Source organism: Amycolatopsis sp. AA4, assembly GCF_002796545.1.
In the GTDB taxonomy this organism is placed as follows: domain Bacteria; phylum Actinomycetota; class Actinomycetes; order Mycobacteriales; family Pseudonocardiaceae; genus Amycolatopsis.
Genome location: NZ_CP024894.1, coordinates 8,280,664 through 8,296,850, shown reverse-complemented (window position 1 = coordinate 8,296,850; position 16,187 = coordinate 8,280,664). Strand labels below are relative to the sequence as shown.

Annotated in this window: 15 protein-coding genes and 1 tRNA gene; 12 read left to right on the top strand and 4 right to left on the bottom strand. The window is 67.9% G+C overall.

Translation table 11 applies throughout. The features are described 5' to 3' along the window. The first annotated feature begins 6 nt into the window (after positions 1-6). From mug to CU254_RS38435, 4 genes are all read left to right on the top strand, one after another. The gene (gene mug / locus CU254_RS38450; protein WP_009085050.1) at positions 7-585 is read left to right on the top strand and encodes a G/U mismatch-specific DNA glycosylase; all 579 of its coding nucleotides are present in this window, start codon (positions 7-9) and stop codon (positions 583-585) included. A gap of 246 nt (positions 586-831) precedes the next feature. After that, complete coding sequence (locus CU254_RS38445) at positions 832-1,623, top strand: response regulator transcription factor (RefSeq protein ID WP_037716232.1); 792 nt, start codon at positions 832-834, stop codon at positions 1,621-1,623. A 158-nt stretch (positions 1,624-1,781) separates the two neighbouring features. Next, positions 1,782-3,626: an acyl-CoA dehydrogenase gene (locus tag CU254_RS38440; RefSeq protein ID WP_009085048.1), complete on the top strand. Its 1,845-nt coding sequence runs from the start codon at positions 1,782-1,784 to the stop codon at positions 3,624-3,626. A gap of 159 nt (positions 3,627-3,785) precedes the next feature. Next, positions 3,786-4,061 (top strand): GlsB/YeaQ/YmgE family stress response membrane protein, encoded by a 276-nt coding sequence (locus CU254_RS38435; RefSeq protein WP_009085047.1) that lies wholly within the window; start codon positions 3,786-3,788, stop codon positions 4,059-4,061. A gap of 1 nt (position 4,062) precedes the next feature. Here CU254_RS38435 and CU254_RS38430 read toward each other — a convergent pair whose 3' ends face one another. Next, the gene (locus CU254_RS38430) at positions 4,063-4,593 is read right to left on the bottom strand and encodes a GNAT family N-acetyltransferase (RefSeq protein ID WP_009085044.1); all 531 of its coding nucleotides are present in this window, start codon (positions 4,591-4,593) and stop codon (positions 4,063-4,065) included. A gap of 8 nt (positions 4,594-4,601) precedes the next feature. Then, positions 4,602-4,979: a nitroreductase family deazaflavin-dependent oxidoreductase gene (locus tag CU254_RS38425; protein ID WP_009085038.1), complete on the bottom strand. Its 378-nt coding sequence runs from the start codon at positions 4,977-4,979 to the stop codon at positions 4,602-4,604. Positions 4,980-5,094: 115 nt separating this feature from the next. On the opposite strand from CU254_RS38425, the gene CU254_RS38420 reads away from it, so the two are divergent. The 4 genes from CU254_RS38420 to CU254_RS38405 all read left to right on the top strand — a co-directional run bounded on the left by CU254_RS38420 (position 5,095) and on the right by CU254_RS38405 (position 8,236). Continuing rightward, entirely contained in the window at positions 5,095-5,763 is a 669-nt protein-coding gene (locus tag CU254_RS38420) for a hypothetical protein (protein WP_199786104.1), read from the top strand. A 2-nt stretch (positions 5,764-5,765) separates the two neighbouring features. Then, complete coding sequence (locus CU254_RS38415; RefSeq protein ID WP_037716230.1) at positions 5,766-6,416, top strand: hypothetical protein; 651 nt, start codon at positions 5,766-5,768, stop codon at positions 6,414-6,416. Between the two features lie 130 nt (positions 6,417-6,546). Continuing rightward, positions 6,547-7,920 carry an amino acid permease gene (locus tag CU254_RS38410; RefSeq protein ID WP_009085034.1) on the top strand — a complete coding sequence of 458 codons (1,374 nt, stop codon included), beginning with the start codon at positions 6,547-6,549 and terminating at the stop codon, positions 7,918-7,920. 52 nt (positions 7,921-7,972) lie between these two features. Continuing rightward, on the top strand, positions 7,973-8,236 hold the full coding sequence (locus CU254_RS38405; RefSeq protein ID WP_009085032.1) for a hypothetical protein: 264 nt from the start codon (positions 7,973-7,975) through the stop codon (positions 8,234-8,236). A 54-nt stretch (positions 8,237-8,290) separates the two neighbouring features. Here CU254_RS38405 and CU254_RS38400 read toward each other — a convergent pair. Next, positions 8,291-8,361, bottom strand: a tRNA-Gly gene (locus CU254_RS38400). Between the two features lie 114 nt (positions 8,362-8,475). Between CU254_RS38400 and CU254_RS38395 the strand changes: the two genes are divergently transcribed. After that, positions 8,476-9,696: an oxygenase MpaB family protein gene (locus tag CU254_RS38395; RefSeq protein WP_009085030.1), complete on the top strand. Its 1,221-nt coding sequence runs from the start codon at positions 8,476-8,478 to the stop codon at positions 9,694-9,696. Further along, a complete protein-coding gene (dcd, locus tag CU254_RS38390) occupies positions 9,683-10,264 on the top strand; it encodes a dCTP deaminase (RefSeq protein ID WP_037354328.1) in 582 nt (193 codons plus the stop codon). The genes CU254_RS38395 and dcd overlap by 14 nt, the downstream gene beginning before the upstream one ends. On the opposite strand, the gene CU254_RS38385 is transcribed toward dcd, so the two are convergent. After that, positions 10,261-11,457, bottom strand: a complete 1,197-nt coding sequence (locus tag CU254_RS38385; protein WP_009085027.1) for an NAD(P)/FAD-dependent oxidoreductase — start codon at positions 11,455-11,457, stop codon at positions 10,261-10,263. The genes dcd and CU254_RS38385 overlap by 4 nt on opposite strands. A 71-nt stretch (positions 11,458-11,528) precedes the next feature. On the opposite strand from CU254_RS38385, the gene CU254_RS38380 reads away from it, so the two are divergent. Together CU254_RS38380 and CU254_RS38375 are read left to right on the top strand one after the other, a co-directional pair. After that, positions 11,529-11,999, top strand: a complete 471-nt coding sequence (locus tag CU254_RS38380; protein WP_009085025.1) for a MarR family winged helix-turn-helix transcriptional regulator — start codon at positions 11,529-11,531, stop codon at positions 11,997-11,999. Between the two features lie 63 nt (positions 12,000-12,062). Then, positions 12,063-16,058: a DUF11 domain-containing protein gene (locus tag CU254_RS38375; RefSeq protein WP_009085024.1), complete on the top strand. Its 3,996-nt coding sequence runs from the start codon at positions 12,063-12,065 to the stop codon at positions 16,056-16,058. The last annotated feature ends 129 nt before the right edge of the window (positions 16,059-16,187 follow it).

Below are 16,187 nucleotides of genomic sequence, written 5' to 3'. Positions count from 1 at the left end.
GGACCCATGCCCGCCAAACCCACCAAGGCCGAACAAGCCGCCGCGCACGGACGCACCATCCCCGACGTCCTGGCCCCCGACCTGAACGTGCTGTTCTGCGGCATCAACCCCGGCCTCTACTCCGGCGCGCTCGGCCTGCACTTCGCCCGCCCCGGCAACCGGTTCTGGCCCGCGCTCTACGCCAGCGGGTTCACCCCGCGCCTGCTGGACCCGAGCGAACAGGACGAACTCCTCGACCTCGGCCTGGGCATCACCAACGTCGTGGCCCGGACCACCGCCCGCGCTGACGAGCTGACCGACGACGAACTTCGCGAAGGCGGCCGGATCCTGACCAAGAAGGTCGAGAAGTACCGCCCGCGCTGGCTGGCAGTGGTCGGAATCACTGCCTACCGCGTCGCGTTCGGCGAGCGCCGTGCCGCCGTCGGGCCGCAAGAACGGACAATCGGGACAACTCGGGTCTGGCTTCTGCCCAATCCGAGCGGTTTGAACGCCCATTGGACCCCGAAAACGCTCGCCGAGGAGTTCGGTCGGCTGCGCGCACGGGCGGTCATCGGACATTCACCCGAGCAGGTAAACCCTCAGTAGAGCTAACCCGCGCGGGCGGACCCGCGCTGCGCCGTCCTTCCGCATTTCGGGGCCCATTTTCTACTCAGAGTTTGCTGCGACCAGCCGTTACGGCCATGAGGGGGAAACCGCGTCACAAGCTGCTCTCGGCGGAGTCGAACCAGGGACAAGGTGTCGTTCCCGGCCGGTTCCGGCAGGGGGGACCGGCCGGCACGCCGAGGGGGTGTGCCGGTCACCGGGAGCGACCTCGATGGACGGAGGCCCGAGATGCGTGGCATCGAGCCCCACCGAACGCCCATGTCGGCCGGTCAGCCAGCCGGCGGTCGAAGCCTGGGGGTCGCGGTCGTCGACCCGATCCCGATTTTCCGCGAGGGCATCGCGGCGATGGTGCACCGCACGCTGGGCCTGCACTGGTCCGGTCAGGCGGCGAGCCACCACGCGGCGATGCAGCTGTGCGAGCAGGTCCGCCCGGACGTCGTGATCCTCGACTCCGCGCTCGACCCCAACTGCCATCTCGCGAAGCTGCTCAACGCGGGCGACCCGGCACTCGTGCTGGTCACTCTCGTCCGCGACACCAACCGCACCCAGCAGTACCTCGCCGCGGCCATCGGCGCGGGCGCGCACGCCATCGTCCCGCGCGCGGTCGATTCGCGGCGGCTCGCCGAGGCGGTCCGGCGCGCGCACCACGACCGGCGCTACATCGATCCGGCGCTGTCGGCGCTCACCGCGCGGCCCAAACGCGAGCCGTCGCCAAGAGCCGCTCCGGTCGACGGGCAGCTCGTGCAGCCCAAGGGCGCCATGCCGCTTTCCCGGCGCGAATACCAGGTCCTGCAGCTCGTCGCCGAAGGGCTGGAGAACTCGGGGATCGCGAAACTGCTCTTCCTGTCCGTGGAAACCGTGCGAACCCACGTGAAGAGCATTCTGCGCAAGCTGTCTGCCCGCGATCGGACACACGCGGTGACCATCGCGTTCCGCAGCGGCATTCTCGTTCCGCAGCTCGATGACAGCGCCGGTCCGCCGGCCGCGGTGCAGGAGGCCGTGGCGCGCAGCACGCGGTGAGGCCGGTCCCCTGGTAGGCCCGTCATTCCGAGCGAATATCCACCCCTGGAAGGGCGGATTCGCTTGCTCTGGTTACTCGTAGGTAATATCCTGATGTTACCGGCGAGTAAGGGAACCAGTGCCCGGCCGGAAAGCCGAACACGACACGGAGTGACGACATGGGCCACTACAAGAGCAACGTCCGAGACCTGGAGTTCAACCTCTTCGAGGTGCTCGGCGTGCAGGAACGGCTCGGGAAGGGCGTACTCGCCGAATCGGACGAGGAGACCGCCCGAGGCGTGCTGTCGGAGCTGAACAACCTCGCCACCGGCCCGCTCGCCGAGTCCTACGCCGACGCCGACCGCAACCCGCCGGTGTACGACCCCAAGACCTTCAGCGTGACCATCCCCGATTCGTTCAAGAAGAGCTACAAAGCGCTCGTCGACGGCGAATGGTGGCGGCTCGGCCTCACCAACGAGCTGGGCGGCTTCGGACTGCCCCCGACGGTGCAGTGGGCCGCGGCCGAGCTGATCCTCGGCGCGAACGCCCCGCTGTTCATGTACCTGGCGGGTCCGAACTTCGCCATGATCGTGGACAAGAACGGCACCGAAGAGCAGAAGCACTGGGCTCAGCTGATGATCGACCGCGGCTGGGGAGCCACCATGGTGCTCACCGAGCCGGACGCCGGTTCGGACGTCGGCGCGGGCCGCACCAAGGCGGTCAAGCAGGAGGACGGCTCCTGGCACATCGACGGCGTGAAGCGCTTCATCACCTCGGCCGAGAACGACATGGTCGAGAACATCATGCACCTGGTGCTGGCCCGTCCCGAGGGTCCCGGCATCGAGACCAAGCCGGGCACCAAGGGCCTGTCGCTGTTCCTGGTGCCGAAGTTCCACTTCGACTCCAAGACCGGCGAACTCGGCGAGCGCAACGGCGCCTTCGTCACCAACATCGAGCACAAGATGGGCATCAAGGTGTCCACCACGTGCGAGCTGACCTTCGGCCAGCACGGCACCCCGGCCAAGGGCTGGCTGCTCGGCGAGGTGCACGACGGCATCGCGCAGATGTTCCAGGTCATCGAGTACGCCCGGATGATGGTCGGCACCAAGGCGATCGCCACGCTGTCCACCGGCTACCTGAACGCGCTGGAGTACGCCAAGGAGCGCGTGCAGGGCGCTGACCTGCCGAACATGCTGAACAAGACCGCGCCGCGCGTGACGATCACGCACCACCCGGACGTGCGTCGTTCGCTGATGCTGCAGAAGGCGTACGCCGAGGGCCTGCGCGCGATCTACCTGTACACCGCGTCCTTCCAGGACCAGCTGTGGACCGGCGAGGGCGACGAGGCGTCGCTGAAGCTGGCGCACAGCGTCAACGACCTGCTGCTGCCGATCGTCAAGGGCGTCGGCTCCGAGCGCGCCACCGAGCAGCTCGTGCAGTCGCTGCAGACCCTGGGCGGTTCCGGCTTCCTGCAGGACTACCCGATCGAGCAGTACATCCGCGACGCGAAGATCGACTCGCTGTACGAGGGCACCACTGCGATCCAGTCGCTGGACTTCTTCTTCCGGAAGATCGTCCGCGACAAGGGCCAGGCGCTGGCGTACGTCGCCGGCGAGATCACGAAGTTCATCGAGTCCGAGGCGGGCAACGGCCGGCTCAAGAACGAGCGCGCGCTGCTCAAGCAGGCGCTCGAGGACACCCAGGGCATGCTGGGCTCGCTGATCGGCTACCTGACCTCGTCGCAGGAAGACCCGCAGAACATCAACAAGGTCGGCCAGCACACCGTGCGGCTGCTGATGTCGGTCGGCGACCTGCTGGTCGGCTGGAAGCTGCTGCAGGGCGCCGAGGTCGCGCTGGGCAAGCTCGACAACGGCGCGTCGGCCAAGGACAAGCCGTTCTACGAGGGCAAGCTGGCGGTCGCGTCGTTCTTCGCGAAGACCGTGCTGCCGGAGCTGACCTCGCGCCGCGCCATCGTGGAGGCCGCGGACAACGCGCTGATGGACGTGGACGAAGCCGCGTTCTGATCGCACTGGCTGGAAAAATGCCCCGCTCCGCACCCGGACCGGGGCATTTTTCGTGCCTCCGGTGGCGGTGACCCGATGCGGGCGGTAAGCCGGGTTTGGCCCGCCGGGTTCCGGGATATCCCGGCCGAGCCCGGTCCTATCGCAGAAGGAGTTTTCGCCATGGCGGTTTCCGGCATCATCAGCGCGGTCGTGATCGGCCTGATCCTCGGCCTGCTCGGCAAGCTGGTCGCCCCCGGAAAGCAAGCGATCCCCATCTGGCTGACCATCCTGGTCGGCATCGTCGCCGCGTTCGTCGGCACGGCGATCGCCCGCGGGCTCGGCTACGCCGACACCAAGGGCATCGACTGGCTGGAGATCATCACCCAGGTCGTGCTGGCCGCGATCGGCGTGACGCTCGCCGCCAGCCTGTGGGGCAAGCGCCAGGTCAAGAGCTAGCTCAGTCGTTCAGTTCCGGCTCGAGCAGGCTCATCAGGTACATGTCGTGGTACTTGCCGTCAGGCCCGCGATGGCATTCGCGGTGCCTGCCGTCCTCCACGAACCCGACCTTGCGGTACACGTGCCGGGCGCGCTCGTTCTCGGCGACCACCCAGAGCGCGATCAGGTGCAGCCGCATCACGTTGAACCCGTAGCGGCACATGAGTTTCAGCGCTTCAGTGCCGTATCCGCCGTCCCAGTGATCGGTCTCGCCGAGGTAGATGTCCAGCTCGGCGCGGCCGATCTCTGGGCGGGCGTCGCGCAGGTCGACGACGCCGATCAGCTTGCCCGCCGCGAGCGATTCGATGCCGAGCACGACGTTTTCATAGGTGTTCACCGGACGTTCCTCGCCGCGCTTGCGCAGTTGGGCGAGTGAACGCGGGTAATCGCCGGTCATGTACCGGCCGACCTCCGGATCGTGGATCCACCGGTAGATCGATTCGGCGTCCTCCGGTTCGATCGCCCGCAGCCGCACCAGCTTCCCGGTGAGCATCGCACCCCTTATTCTCGTTTCAGCACAAGGAAATCCGTGACGCCGACCAGCCCGAGGAACTGCCGCACCCCGGGTGGCATCGGCCGCCGCGATTCATCATGCACGAGTTCCGGATCGCGCACGCGGTATTTTCGGCCCCTCGTGAGCACCTCCGCCTCGCCCGCCGCGAGCACGTTGCGCACCCAGTCGGTGTCCGGCCCGTAGGTGAGCGCGACGACGAATCCGTCGGCGGTGCGGAAGATGTTGAGCGGCGTGCGGAACTCGCGGCCGGACTTGCGGCCGCGGTGCACGATCACCCCGAATCCGGGCAGCTTGTCGGCGAAGGGTTTCGTGACCCGGTTGGTGACCACGCGGTTGAACCGGGCGAGACGTTCGGGCAGCACCATGCCGCCGAGCCTAATCCAACGTCCGTGGAATTTCCTGCCGGAGACGCGCTGTGCGCCCGAGCGGGCGGGTCTGGTGGGATGGGCCCGCAGTGACACGCGAGGGGTGGGAGCGGGCATGTCCGAAGACTGGCCGATGGGGCAGGAACCGCACGCGGCGGTGCTCGTCTCGCAGGGGCTGATCGAGCATCCGGAACAACTGGATCACGTACTGCTCGACGACGAGGAAGGCTGGTTCGTCAGCGACGGCTCGGAGTTCGGCGAGGACCCGGAGCTGGACGAAAAGCAGTTCGCCACGGTGTGCCTGCACGACGTCGTCGAGTTGTTGCCGCAGTTGAAGGCGCTGGCCGAGCTGCCGGCCGGGATGGGTGCGGAGTGGGACGCCGGCAACGGGACCTGGGTGCTGATTTCCCCGCTGGTGCCGAGCGATGACGAGGAGGCCCGCGCGTACCGGGAGGCCCGGGCCGCTGCTTGGCCGCACGCCGGCTCGCCGATGGACGAGGTGAACCTCAGCCTCGGGTTGCTGGAAATCAGTACCGCGACCGACGCTCCGGCCCGCAACGTGCGCTATGTCAGCCGGGATGAAGACGGCACGTGGATGTTCGTCGGCTTCGAGGTGCCGGACCCCGATGAGCAGACCGAGGTCGAGGTTGACACGCTGGAGCTCGGCCACGTGGCGGAGCTGTACCCGGACGTGGTCGAGCTGCTGGACGCGGAGCCGGGCGAAGTGTTCTTTCGCGAGGCGCCGGATGCCGAGTGGCTGCAGGTAATCGACGACGGGGAGTGAAGATGTCCGAACAATGGCCGCTGCGGCAGGACCCGGAATCCCCGGTGATCATCGCGCACGAGCTGGTGGATCACCCGGAGAAGCTGGCCTTCGTCGTCCTTGACGATGACGACGACTGGTTCATCAGCGACGGTGCCGAGTTCGAAGAGGACATGGAGGTCAACCGCCAGCTGTTCGGCGCGATGGCCCTGCGCGAGGCGGTGACCCTGCTGCCGCACCTGGTCGCGCTGGCCGACGTGCCCGCCGGGATGGCCGCGGACTGGGACCCGGACCGCCGCACCTGGCTGCTCAGCTCGGTGTCGGATTCCGATGACGTCGACGAGGACCTCGCCCACCGCGACGCCCGGATCGCCGCCTGGACGCACCCCGGTTCGCCGCTCGAAGAAGTCCAGTTGAGCACCGGCTTGACCGAAATCGGAACCACGGCCGCCGCTCCGGCGCGCGCGGTCCGCCAGGTCGTCCGGGAGCAGGACGGAACGTGGCTGTTCGTCGGCTTCGAGGTCCCCGAGGCGGAGGATTTCGAGATGGAAGGCCTGGAGCTGGAACACGTCGTGCAGCTGTACCCGGACGTCGTGCCGACCCTGCTCGCCGCGCCGGGCCAGGTGTTCGACCGCGCGGAGCCGGGCGCGCCGTGGGAACTGGTGGAAGGCTGACGTCCTTTGTGGACCGTCTGAAATCGCAGACGCTTTCCCGTCGCCGTAGGTTGGTCGGCCGAACCCGGATCGGTTCTACTGTGCCGACCCGCTCGCGCCGCGGGCCGCCGATTTCGGGAGGTAACCGTCAATGACGACGAAGTCCGGGGATGGTTTGAGCCGCCGGTTGAACGGCAGGCACATCCGGTTCATCGCGCTGGGTTCGGCGATCGGCACCGGATTGTTCTACGGCTCCTCGGACACGATCGCCAAGGCCGGTCCGTCCGTCCTGCTCGCGTATCTCATCGGCGGAGCGGCGATTTTCTTCGTGCTGCGCGCTTTGGGCGAGATGGCGGTCAACGATCCCGCGCCCGGTTCGTTCGGCGAATACGCGCGTAAACACCTGGGCCCGTTGGCCGGTTTCCTGACCGGCTGGACCTACGCGTTCGAGATGGTGATCGTCTGCGTCGCCGATGTCACGGCTTTGGCTGTGTACATGGGTTTCTGGTTCCCCGACGTGCCCCGGTGGATCTGGGTGGTGCTGACGATCCTGGTCATCGCCGCCGCGAACCTGGTCAGCGTGCGGGTCTACGGTGAGCTGGAATTCTGGTTCACCCTGGTCAAAGTAGTCGCGATCGTCGCAATGATCCTCGGCGGTGCGGCAATCCTGCTCTTCGGTGTTCATTCCGGCAGCGTCACCAACCTGTGGTCCCACGGCGGCTGGTTCCCTAATGGCATCAGCGGTTTCATCGCTTCGTTCGCCCTGGTGATGTTCGCCTTCGGCGGCACCGAGATTTTGGGCCTCACCGCAGCCGAGTCGGAAGACCCGCGCACCGCAATGCCCAAGGCGGTCAACACAGTCCCGGTTCGGGTCCTGCTTTTCTACGTGGCGACCCTCGCGATCATCATGATGCTGAACCCGTGGAACACGATCAGCACCTCGGGAAGCCCCTTCGTCCAAATCTTCGCCGGTCTGGGATTGCACTCCGCCGCAACGATTTTGAACATCGTCGTGGTCACCGCCGCGTTGTCCGCGATCAACAGCGACATCTTCGGCGCCGGCCGGATGATCTACGGACTGGCTCAACGAGGCCAAGCCCCCGCGGCCATGGCCCGGGTTACGCGGAATGGCATCCCGTGGATGACCGTCCTGGTGGTTGCTGCCGCCCTGAGCCTTGCCGTGGTCTTGAACTACCTGTTGCCGGACAGTGCTTTCCTGCTGATCGCGTCAGTGGGCACCTTCGCGACGGTGTGGGTTTGGTTCATGATCCTGCTTACGCACTACCGCTCCCGCCGCGGCTCTTCCTCTGAGGGCTTGGCATTCCCGGTGCCGTTCTGGCCGGTGGGTCAGGTTTTGACGATGGTGTTCATGGTGTTCATCTTCGTGGTGATGGCGTTCGCTGAGGACACCCGCTTGGCGCTAATCGTCGGAGTGGTGTGGCTGGCCATGTTGTGCGGGTTGTTCTGGTTCCACCGCAGGGCAACTTCGGCTCCGAAGGAAGACGCGATGTCCGAGGCCGGGTAGCCTCCTTGGTGTCCACAGTGGACTAGCTGGATGCCGATGTCATACTCGACCAATGGGGACCCGTCGATCGCGACTGCGGCACTGGCTGCGGGACGACCTTGCCAAGGCCTCCGGCCTGGGAGACCCCGCCCGCACGATTCGCTCGTCTCCCCGGCTGCTCCTGTGGCTGCTCTTCTACCTCGTGCTCGCCTACGGAGCCCTCGTCGCGATCCTCGCTGCGACTGGCCAGCTAGGCACCTTCCTCCAGTGGGCGGGCTGCGCCGGGGTGCTCGCGGGAGGGCTGTTCAGCGCTCGGCTCCACCGGACCCGGAAATAGGCGAAAGCCCCAGGTCTAAAGTGGACAACCACTGACCTGGGGCTTTCGCAAGAGAGCGGATGACGGGAATCGAACCCGCGTATTCAGCTTGGGAAGCTGATGTTCTACCATTGAACTACATCCGCAGTGCCTCGCCAGCATACACAACCACGGTGCCCCCATGTCCAGCGGGGCACGCCTTGACGCTCCCCCGCCAAAGTGACAACACTTGTTGTCGACCCACGGTGCGGAGGTGCGCGATGCACGACCCCGAGATGGCCCCGAAGACGGCCCCCGAGATGTTCCGGCAAGGCGGGTTCCGCCTGACCGCCCGGACCCGCAGCAGCACCGCCGACGAGGCGCAGCTCGCCCGGCTCCGGGCCTTCGCGCAGCAGGAAGACGCGCTGGCCGACGCGGTCGTCGAGTGGCTGCACCGGGAACCCCACCAGCGAAGCCGGGTCGACCAGGCGCTCGCCGGCGAACCGGCACCGCCGAACTTGAAACCGTTCATCGAGCACGTCGAAGCCACCCCGTACTGGGTCGATCACCAACGGCTGGTCAGCGGCGCGAAGGCGATCACCCGCGCCGGGCTGCTCGGGCTCTTTCCCCTCGGCGACATGTCGCTCATGGGCGGATACCTCGCCTCGCGCGCGACGAAATCCCTGGTCGGCACTGGGGAAATCGAACACCGGGCGCCACGGCGGCTGGTGGAGACCGCGGCGTGGTGGATTGACGTCACTACGCCGGGGGCGCTTCGGAAACACGGCTCCGGATACCAGGCCGCGCTGAGGATCCGGCTCGTGCACGCGCACGTCCGGCGCGCGATGAACAACCGGCCCGACTGGGATTACGAGCGGTGGGACCGGCCGGTCAATCAGGTCCAGACCGCGGGCACGCTCCTTCTCTTCTCCCTCGTCTACGTCTTCGGCACGCAACTCCTCGGCCTCCGCTACACCGCCCGCGAGAAGGCCGACATCCTGCATCTTTGGCGCTACGTCGGCTGGCTGATGGGCGTCGCCGACGAGCTGCTTCCCGCTGACGAGGACGACGCCTGGCGGTTGCTCTGGATGCTCGCCGCCACCGAGTTCATCCCCGACGACGACTCCCAACGGCTCGCCCGCGCCCTCGTCGAAACGCACGCGGCGATCGGCGAGGGACGCGGCCCGGCCGGGAAGGTGCTCGCGCAGGTGAACGTCGGCGTGCACTCCGCGATCAGCCGGCTCGTGCTCGGGCGCGACAACGCCGACTTTCTCGGGCTGCCGGACAACCCGGTCGCGCAGGCCGCGGTGCTCGCCGCCGCGGGGGTGAATTACGCGGCCGAGACCGTCCGGCAGCTCGTCCCCGGCGCGACTGCGCTGCAGGAAGCACTCGGCGCGTACGGGCGCCGGCGCTACCTCAAGCGGATGAACGCGGTCTTCGGACGGAGGGGCGCCCCGGCCGCGCCCAGCGGCCCGATAGGCTGCATCCGTGCTGCTCAGTGACCGTGACCTCCGCAAAGAGCTCGACGCCGACCGTCTCGGCATCGACCCCTTCGACCCTGCCATGGTCCAGCCGTCCAGCATCGACGTCCGGCTCGACCGCTACTTCCGGGTCTTCGACAACAGCAAATACACCCACATCGACCCGCAGCTGCAGCAGGACGAGCTGACCTCGCTGGTCGAAAAAGAGGGCGACGAGCCGTTCGTGCTGCACCCCGGCGAGTTCGTGCTCGGGTCGACGTTCGAGCAGGTCCGGCTCGCCGACGACCTCGCCGGACGGCTCGAGGGCAAATCCTCGCTCGGCCGCCTCGGGCTGCTCACCCACTCCACCGCGGGCTTCATCGACCCCGGCTTCTCCGGGCACATCACGCTCGAGCTGTCGAACGTCGCGAACCTGCCGATCACGCTGTGGCCCGGGATGAAAATCGGTCAGCTGTGCATTTTCCGGCTGTCCAGCTCGGCGGAATTCCCGTACGGCTCCAGCGAGGCCGGGTCCCGCTACCAGGGGCAGCGCGGGCCGACGCCGAGCCGCGCGTACAAGAACTTCCACCGCGTCGACACCTGGCGCTAAGCCGCCTGCACCGGGGCCTCCCAGTCGATCCGGTAGTCCCACATGAACCGGTTCGGGTCGTCGGCGGCCGGTTTGCGCAGCGCCCGCGCGACGAAGAAGTCCCGCAGCACCCGGCCGACCGGACCGGGGGCTTTGGCGTCGCCGTTGCGTTTGCCTTGGGCCACAACGGCTTCCACCCGTTCGCGACGCAAGGTCTCGAAGGTCGTCAGCGCGGCGGCCGGGTCGGACACGTCGCGCAGGCATTTCGCGAGCGTCACCGCGTCCTCGATCGCCATCGCCGCGCCCTGACCGGCCGCCGGTGACGTCGCGTGCGCGGCGTCGCCGATGAGCCCGATCCGGCCGCGGTGCCACACCGGGACCGTCGGGAAGTCGTACGTCGCCCACGGTTCGTAGATGTTTTCGCTGGCCTCGATGATCGCGGTGGCCGGGGTCCGGTCGGGGCGGGCCAGGTCGAGCAGCCGTTTCCGCCAGCTCGGACCGCGCATCGCGGCGAGGTCGGATTCCGTCGGCTCGCTGTGGTGCGGCACGTTGGAGAACCACCAGATCGCGCCGTCCGGGGCGAGCACATGCGCGAAGAACGCCTTGCGGCCGAACACCATGTGCATCACGCCCGGCTCGTCGTCGAGGTCGAGGCCACGCGCGAAACCGCCGGTGTTGAGCAGCGGCACGTACCGCGGCGCCGGCGCGGAAGGATCGAGGATCCGGCGGACTGTCGACCGTAGTCCGTCGGCACCGATCAGCACGTCACCGTGGGCTTTCGTGCCGTCGGCGAAGATCGCGGTGACGCCGTCCGCCGTTTGCTCGGCCCCGGTCAGCCGCTTGCCGAACTCCGTGGGCACCCCGCGTCTGGCGGCTTCGTCCCGCAGCGCCACGTAGAGGTCGGACCGCCGGACAGTCTGGCTCACCGTGCCGTCCGGCAGCGGCCCGCCGAGCGGGAACTCGCTGAGCCGACGGCCGTTGCCGAGCCCGAGCGTCATCCGCGGAGTGTCGAAACCCAGGTCTTTGACCAGCGGTTTCAACCCTAACGGCATCAGCGCGTCGAGACCGTTCACGGCGAGCGTGAGGAACGCGCCGATGCCCTCCGCGCTGCGGTCGTACGCCTCGTACAGCACCGGTTCGTGCCCCACCTCGTGCAGCGCGATCGCGGTGATCGGCCCTGCGATTCCCCCGCCCGCGATCAAGACTCGTGCCATTATTCGCCCCTTCGAATATCTTGGAAAGTAATTCGTTCTATCGAACTAAATAGTCCGTTAGACTCGGGGGCATGTCAAGCGAACGCGAGGATCTGGTCGCTGAGCTGCTGCTTCGGGCTCGGGAGCTGTCGACCGAGACGGTCATGTTCCACACCGCGCTCGCCGAGCGGAACGGCCTCTCGACGGTCGAAAGCAAGGTCACCGACTACCTCGCCCGGCTCGGTCCGCTCACCCCGAAGGAACTGGCCGAGTACGCCGGGCTCGCGCCCGCGTCCGTGACCGCGCTGATTGACCGGCTCGAGCGCAAGGGGGTCGTCAATCGGATGCCGCATCCGGACGACCGGCGGAAAGTGCTCGTCGGGGTCGCTCCGGAGAACGTCGAGCGGGCCGCTCCGCTGTGGGACTACATCGTCGCGGCGACCAAAGCGGCCGCGGCGGGCTACACCGACGAGCAACTCCAAACGGTGATCGGCTTCCTCCATCAGGCAGCGGCGATCACCCACGAGTCAACCGTGCGTCTCACTCATCGCTCAGCGGAGTGAGGTAATCCCACTGCCGGGTAGGAAATCGCCGCCGCGTCACCGGATGGTGGAAAACTTGCGCGCATGGTTTCGGCCGGGAAACGTCTGCTCTCAGTCCTCGGCCTGACGGCCACGTTGCTGACCCCCGCCGCCCCCGTGGCGCAGGCCGGGCCGCAGCAGGAGTTGCGGGTCGCGGCGGTCGCCGAACCGCACCGGGTGCACGCGGGCGACCAGGTGACGTTCACGGTGAGCGTGACGAACCCGGCGTCGGTTCCGGTGTCCGATGTGGACGTCGTGGACGAGCAGAACCCGCAGTGCGGCAAGAAGATCGGCACCCTCGCTCCGGGGTCCAGCGCGCGCCATCAGTGCACCTTCGCCGCGCCGGACAAGGGGTTTGTCTCCACGGTCAAGGTGACTGGCGTGGGCTCCGGCGGACAGCGGCTGTCGGCGTCGGCGGGAAGCAACGTCGATGTCCTCCGCCCGGCTCTGACGTTGAGCCATCAAGTCGACAAACCGGCTTATCGTGCGGGTGATCAGGCGACGTTCACGCTCAGGACCACCAACTCGGGCGACGTTCCGCTGCACGACGTGACCATCGCCGACCCAACGGTCCGCTCGTGCGCTCGTGCCATCGGCTCCCTCGCGCCGGGCCAATCGGTGGTGGGCACCTGCACGGCAGCGGTGCCGCTGCCGGACGGGGCCAGCGCGACCGTGAAGGGGATCGACCCGCTCGGCAAGGTCGTCAGCTCGACCGCCGACGCGAAAGTCCCTCTCATCGCACCTGCGCTGTCGGTATCGAAGGCAGCCGTCCCACCGGTGGTGCACGGCGGGGACCAGGTCACCTGGAACGTGACCGTGCGCAACACCGGCGACAGCCCGCTCAACCCGGTCGACGTCACCGACGACACGACTCCGGAGTGCTCGCGGTCCTTCGGCGTCCTCACGCCCGGCACCCAGCAGACCTACTCTTGCACCGCGAAACCGGCGCGCACCACCACAAACACCGTCACCGCCACTGGTACGGACGCCACCGGTCGACCGGTCTCGGCCAAGTCCTCGGCCACCGTCACGGTGATCCATCCGGCCTTGGCAGTCACCGCCGCGGTCTCCCCCGTGCAGGTGCGCGAAGGGGACCGTGTCACCTTCACTGTCACTGTGCGCAACACCGGCGACGTGCCGCTTGACGACGTCGCGGTGGCCGACGACAGCGTGTCCGGTTGTGTCCGCAAGTTCGGCACCTTGGCGCCCAACGCGGTCGAGACTTACAAATGCGAACAGTTAGCCCCGGCGGACGACGTGACGAACACCGTGGTCGCGACTGGCAAAGATCAGCTCGGAACGACACAGCGCGCAACGGCGGACGCACGGGTCGACGTGGTTCACCCAACGCTGGAAGCCGCGGTGGCCGCCGCGCCCGCGCAGGTGCGCGAGGGGGACCGCGTCACCTTTACTGTCACGGTAAGCAACACCGGAGACGCTGAGTTCCACGACGTCACAGTGGCCGACGACCGGGTCGCGGAGTGCGCGCGAACTTTGGGAACCGTTGCAGTCCAAGGCAAGCAGGCCTTCACCTGCAGCACGGTCGCCGGAACACAGGGCTTCCCGAACGACGTGACCGTGACCGGCACCGACCCGACCGGACGGCCGGTCACCGCGAAGGCGAGCGCGTCGTTCACCGTGCAGCACCCGGCGGTGTCCTTGACCGCGACCGTCCAAGGTGGACCATTCCGCGAAAACGACGCCGTTGCGGTCCACGTGATCGTGGCGAACACCGGCGACGTGCCGCTCACCGGACTGGCCGTCACGACGATGGCCCGCGCCGAAGGCTGCGCGCAGCAGCACGGCACGCTCGCCCCCGGAGCCGACTGGACCTTCGACTGCACCACGACCGCGCCGGGCACCGACGTGACCGAAGCACTGCAGGTCACCGCGAAACCGCCGGTCGGAGCGCCGGTGTCCGCGGCGACCGAGGCGGCGATCGACGTGATCCACCCGCTCGTCACGCTCGCGCAGAGCGTGGCACCGACGGTCGTGCGCCCGGGCGAGCCCGCGACGTTCACCCTGACCGTCACGAACGCTGGCGACACCGAACTCCACGACACTCAGGTTGCCGACCCTGCCGTCCCGGAGTGCGCGAAGCGACTGGGAACCCTTGCCCCGCTAGCAAAGCAGACGTACACCTGCACCCGGCCCGCGACTGACGACCTCACGAGCGACGCGACGGTCACCGGCGCCGATCCGTCCGGCCGCCCGGTCACCGCGAACGCGAGCGCGCACGTCGACGTGATCCACCCCGCCGTCCAGCTCACCCAGACTGTCGCGCCGACGCAGGTGCGTGAGGGGGACCAAGTCGCCTTCACCGTCACCGTGCGCAACAGCGGCGACGTCCCGCTGACCAAAGCGTCCATTGTGGACGAAAAGACTCCGGGCTGTGCCCGCGACTTCCCCGCGCTGGCCGTCGGAGAAGAACAGCACTACACCTGCACCACCAAAGCCGGGCACGACGGCTACTCGAACACCGCGAAGGTGACTGCCGCTGACCCGATCGGCGGCACGGTAACCGCCACCGCGGACGCTGCGTTCACTGTCGTGCACCCCGGATTGGCATTGACGAAGACCGTCCACGGCGGCCCCTTCCGCGTGGGCGACCCGGTCACCTTCACCATCACCGCCACCAACACCGGCGACGCCCCGCTGACCGACGTCAAGGTCACCGACCAGGGCCCGTGCGCGAAAGCCCTCGACACCCTCGCCCCTAAAGCGAACAAGGCCTACGACTGCACTATCCCCGCCCCCGCCGACGACGCCGTCAGCACCGCGCACGTGACCGGCACTCCGCCGGCGGGCCCGCCGCTCACCGCGTCCGCCGACGCGCACATCGACGTGATCCACCCGGCGCTCACCGTGATGACCGCGGCGAGCCCGACAGTCGCGCGGGCCGGCGACACCCTCACCGTGACGGTCGCCGTGACCAACACCGGCGACGTCCCGCTCACCGCGGTGACCAGTGCCGATCCCGCCTGTCCGAAGAAATTCGACCGCCTCGAACCCGGTGCCGCGCAGAGCTACCAGTGCACGGTGAAGGCCAAACTGGACGACTTCAGCGTCCTCGCGACCCTGACCGGCACCGACCCGACGAACCGTCCGGTCACCGCGTCCGGTTCGGCGAAGATCGACGTCATCCACCCGGAACTCGCGATCATGAAGGACGCCCAGCCGTACGAGGTGCGCCAGGGCGACAAGGTCACGTTCTCGCTGCTGGTCCGCAACGTCGGCGACGTCCCGCTGACCGCGGTGTCCGTTGTGGACGATCGAACCCCGGTCTGCGCGCACCAGATCCCGAGCCTGGCCCCGGATGCGCAAATCGAGTACCAGTGCTCGATCACCGCAGGTCCGGACGGGTTCACGAACACCGCGACGGTGACCGGCACCGACCCGACGCAGCGCACGGTGAGTGCCTCCGCGCAGGCGTCGTTCAAGGTGAAGAAGCCCGCACTGGCGGTCGCCAAACACACCACCGGCAGCGCGTATCGAGCCGACGACTCGGTGCCGTTCGAGGTCGTGCTGACCAACACCGGCGACCAGCCGTTGCACGACATCCAGGTCGCTGACGGCCCCGCCTGCGGGCACACCTTCGCCGAGCTGCCGGTCGGCGGAATCCAGCGCTACCAATGCGTGGCTCCCGCCGCGACAGCCGCCGCCCCGGCCACCGCGACCGCGGCCGCCCCGTGGGGTCCGCCGGTCACCGCGACCGGAACAGCGGGCTTCGCGGTGCTCCACCCAGCGCTGGACCTGCGCCGCGATCACCTGCAGCAGCCGATCCGGCCGGGTGACCCGGTGACGTACGTGAGCACTCTGCGCAACACCGGCGACGCGCCCTTGCACGAGGTGACCGTTCGCGACGCGGACCCGGCCTGCTCGTTCACCGTCCCCCAGTTGGCCCCTGGCGAACAGGTCACCCGCGCCTGCACGCTTTCGGCTCGCGCGGACATGACCACGACGACTACCGCAACCGCTGCTGACCAGACCGGGCGGACAGTCACCAAGGACGCCGTCACGACGACGAAGGTCGGCCCGTGAGGAAGGCAAAAGAAAAGGCAGCGAAGAACATCTCTCCCTGCCGTATTTAACTTATAACGCATCAGGGGGCTTGCCGCAAGACCCGGGTGGTACCGCAGAATCTCCAGCCGAACAGGCTGCCGCTCGACG

Bases quoted from the DNA above. Each gene is read 5' to 3' on its own strand.
- mug (WP_009085050.1), top strand. From the start codon at position 7: ATGCCCGCCAAACCCACCAAGGCCGAACAAGCCGCCGCGCACGGACGC.
- CU254_RS38445 (WP_037716232.1), top strand. From the start codon at position 832: ATGCGTGGCATCGAGCCCCACCGAACGCCCATGTCGGCCGGTCAGCCA.
- CU254_RS38440 (WP_009085048.1), top strand. From the start codon at position 1,782: ATGGGCCACTACAAGAGCAACGTCCGAGACCTGGAGTTCAACCTCTTC.
- CU254_RS38435 (WP_009085047.1), top strand. From the start codon at position 3,786: ATGGCGGTTTCCGGCATCATCAGCGCGGTCGTGATCGGCCTGATCCTC.
- CU254_RS38430 (WP_009085044.1), bottom strand. From the start codon at position 4,593: ATGCTCACCGGGAAGCTGGTGCGGCTGCGGGCGATCGAACCGGAGGAC.
- CU254_RS38425 (WP_009085038.1), bottom strand. From the start codon at position 4,979: ATGGTGCTGCCCGAACGTCTCGCCCGGTTCAACCGCGTGGTCACCAAC.
- CU254_RS38420 (WP_199786104.1), top strand. From the start codon at position 5,095: ATGTCCGAAGACTGGCCGATGGGGCAGGAACCGCACGCGGCGGTGCTC.
- CU254_RS38415 (WP_037716230.1), top strand. From the start codon at position 5,766: ATGTCCGAACAATGGCCGCTGCGGCAGGACCCGGAATCCCCGGTGATC.
- CU254_RS38410 (WP_009085034.1), top strand. From the start codon at position 6,547: ATGACGACGAAGTCCGGGGATGGTTTGAGCCGCCGGTTGAACGGCAGG.
- CU254_RS38405 (WP_009085032.1), top strand. From the start codon at position 7,973: ATGGGGACCCGTCGATCGCGACTGCGGCACTGGCTGCGGGACGACCTT.
- CU254_RS38395 (WP_009085030.1), top strand. From the start codon at position 8,476: ATGCACGACCCCGAGATGGCCCCGAAGACGGCCCCCGAGATGTTCCGG.
- CU254_RS38385 (WP_009085027.1), bottom strand. From the start codon at position 11,457: ATGGCACGAGTCTTGATCGCGGGCGGGGGAATCGCAGGGCCGATCACC.
- CU254_RS38380 (WP_009085025.1), top strand. From the start codon at position 11,529: ATGTCAAGCGAACGCGAGGATCTGGTCGCTGAGCTGCTGCTTCGGGCT.
- CU254_RS38375 (WP_009085024.1), top strand. From the start codon at position 12,063: ATGGTTTCGGCCGGGAAACGTCTGCTCTCAGTCCTCGGCCTGACGGCC.